We start from the raw sequence: 1,827 nt of genomic DNA, 5'->3' as shown, positions 1-1,827 counted from the left end.
TCTCCGATTCCTGAGATGGTCGGGCGGGCAGGATGCCCACTCTACTGATATTGATTGCTTGATTGAGCAACCCCAGTGGTTTTTGTTCGCCAGGGGCTACACCGATGGTGGCAAGTGGCTACCAACCAGCTTTGTCAGCTAATCTGATCTGTCTCAACCACTGCCCACCCTACATGAAATCTCCCCATCTCCCCATCTCCCCACACCCCCCGCGCCCCCGCCCCGCGCCCCCGCCCCATCTTCCCATCTCCCCATCTCCCCAAAGCCCCGCCCCCTGGTGATTTTCACTACCATTGCAGAAAACTTGTAAAGTTTTGTAAATAGCTGCGTAACTTCTCTGAATGAGCCAGACATCTTAATAGAACAACTTGGAACAACAAGTTGAATCTTATCCCCCTTTTATAAAAGGGATGCAACAAAAGATTGTCGGGGAATTGGTAATCGATGCTCGGTAAGATTACCGCTATTATCAATTGCCAATTACCAATTACCAAAAGGTAGTAAAACCTTGTTGCAGGCTGACAGGATAATTGATATCCAAACCAAACCAAAGCTTACTGTATTCACACTGAAAAAAATAACGGAGTTAGGCAAATGACCCAATCTATTACTTTTACTCAAGACGAGATTCAAAATTGGTTAATTGATCAGTTAGCTGAGCGTCTGGAAATGGAACCGGCTGATATTGATATTAATGAACCTTTTGATAACTATGATTTAGATTCTAGCCAGGCTTTGATTTTGCTAGGAAGATTAGAAAAGTGGCTTGGGCGTGAATTTAATCCAGTATTAATTTTTAACTATCCAAGTGTTGATCAACTTGCTCAGCGCTTAGTTCAAGATTCCTAGCTTGAACAATAAATATGAGCATCCCAATTTGTAAAAATTCTCATAATAAAATGCTGTTAAGTATAGGATTGCCGTTGATTTAGAGCCTAGATTTACAGCAATGGGATGCTCCCCAATAACTTTAGTCTTGACTATTATTAAACGCCACACATAAATTGACTAATCAATAAGACTCAATTTCAAGACTATAACGTTGTAATTAAAAGGATTTTTAAGATGGAACCAATAGCAATAATTGGCATTGGATGTCGTTTTCCTGGTGCCGAAAATCCAGAGGCTTTTTGGAAATTATTATGTGATGGAGTCGATGCCATTAGTGAAATCCCCAAAACCCGTTGGGATCTCCGTGACCTCTATGATTCTGACCCAGATACTCCTGGCAAAATGAACTCTCGCTACGGGGGCTTTTTACCCCAAGTAGACCAGTTTGACCCCCACTTCTTTGGCATTTCCCCCCGAGAAGCCACTGCCATGGACCCCCAACAACGGCTATTGCTAGAGGTAGCTTGGGAAGCTCTGGAAGATGCAGGACAGGTGCGAGACCACTTGGCTGGCTCCCGAACTGGAGTATTTGTGGGAATTTCCAACCATGATTACAGCTACACTCATCCAGATTATTCCACTCAGCCCCAAGGATACGATCTAACCGGTAATGCCTTGAATATTGCTGCTGGTCGTCTTTCCTATTTATTCAATTTTATAGGGCCTGCGATCGCAATCGACACCGCCTGCTCTTCCTCAATGGTTGCAGTTCACCTGGCCTGTCAGAGTCTTTGGAATGGAGAGTCTACCTTAGCCTTGGCTGGGGGTGTGAATATTATCGTTTCACCCATTGGTCACATTGCCCTAAGTAAGCTAAAAGCCCTTTCTCCCGATGGTCGCTGCAAAGCCTTTGATGCCACAGCCAATGGCTACGTTCGTAGTGAAGGAGCAGGTTGCATTGTCCTCAAGCCCCTATCCAAGGCATTAGCTGATAAT

Annotated in this window: 3 protein-coding genes; 2 read left to right on the top strand and 1 reads right to left on the bottom strand. The window is 44.5% G+C overall.

The window, feature by feature from the left end; genetic code table 11:
- Window positions 1–134 precede the first annotated feature (134 nt).
- Window positions 135–263 carry a hypothetical protein gene (locus F6K53_RS39575; RefSeq protein ID WP_293085469.1) on the bottom strand — a complete coding sequence of 43 codons (129 nt, stop codon included), beginning with the start codon at window positions 261–263 and terminating at the stop codon, window positions 135–137.
- A 331-nt stretch (window positions 264–594) separates the two neighbouring features.
- Between F6K53_RS39575 and F6K53_RS39570 the strand changes: the two genes are divergently transcribed.
- Together F6K53_RS39570 and F6K53_RS39565 are read left to right on the top strand one after the other, a co-directional pair.
- Complete coding sequence (locus F6K53_RS39570; RefSeq protein WP_293085466.1) at window positions 595–849, top strand: acyl carrier protein; 255 nt, start codon at window positions 595–597, stop codon at window positions 847–849.
- A gap of 216 nt (window positions 850–1,065) precedes the next feature.
- A partial coding sequence (locus tag F6K53_RS39565) for a polyketide synthase (protein ID WP_293085463.1) occupies window positions 1,066–1,827 on the top strand: 762 nt, incomplete at its 3' end.

This window comes from Moorena sp. SIO4A1, from assembly GCF_010672065.1.
Lineage (GTDB): Bacteria > Cyanobacteriota > Cyanobacteriia > Cyanobacteriales > Coleofasciculaceae > Moorena.
Note: the sequence above shows the minus strand (reverse complement) of the source record. Positions and strands in the feature narration are given on the sequence as shown.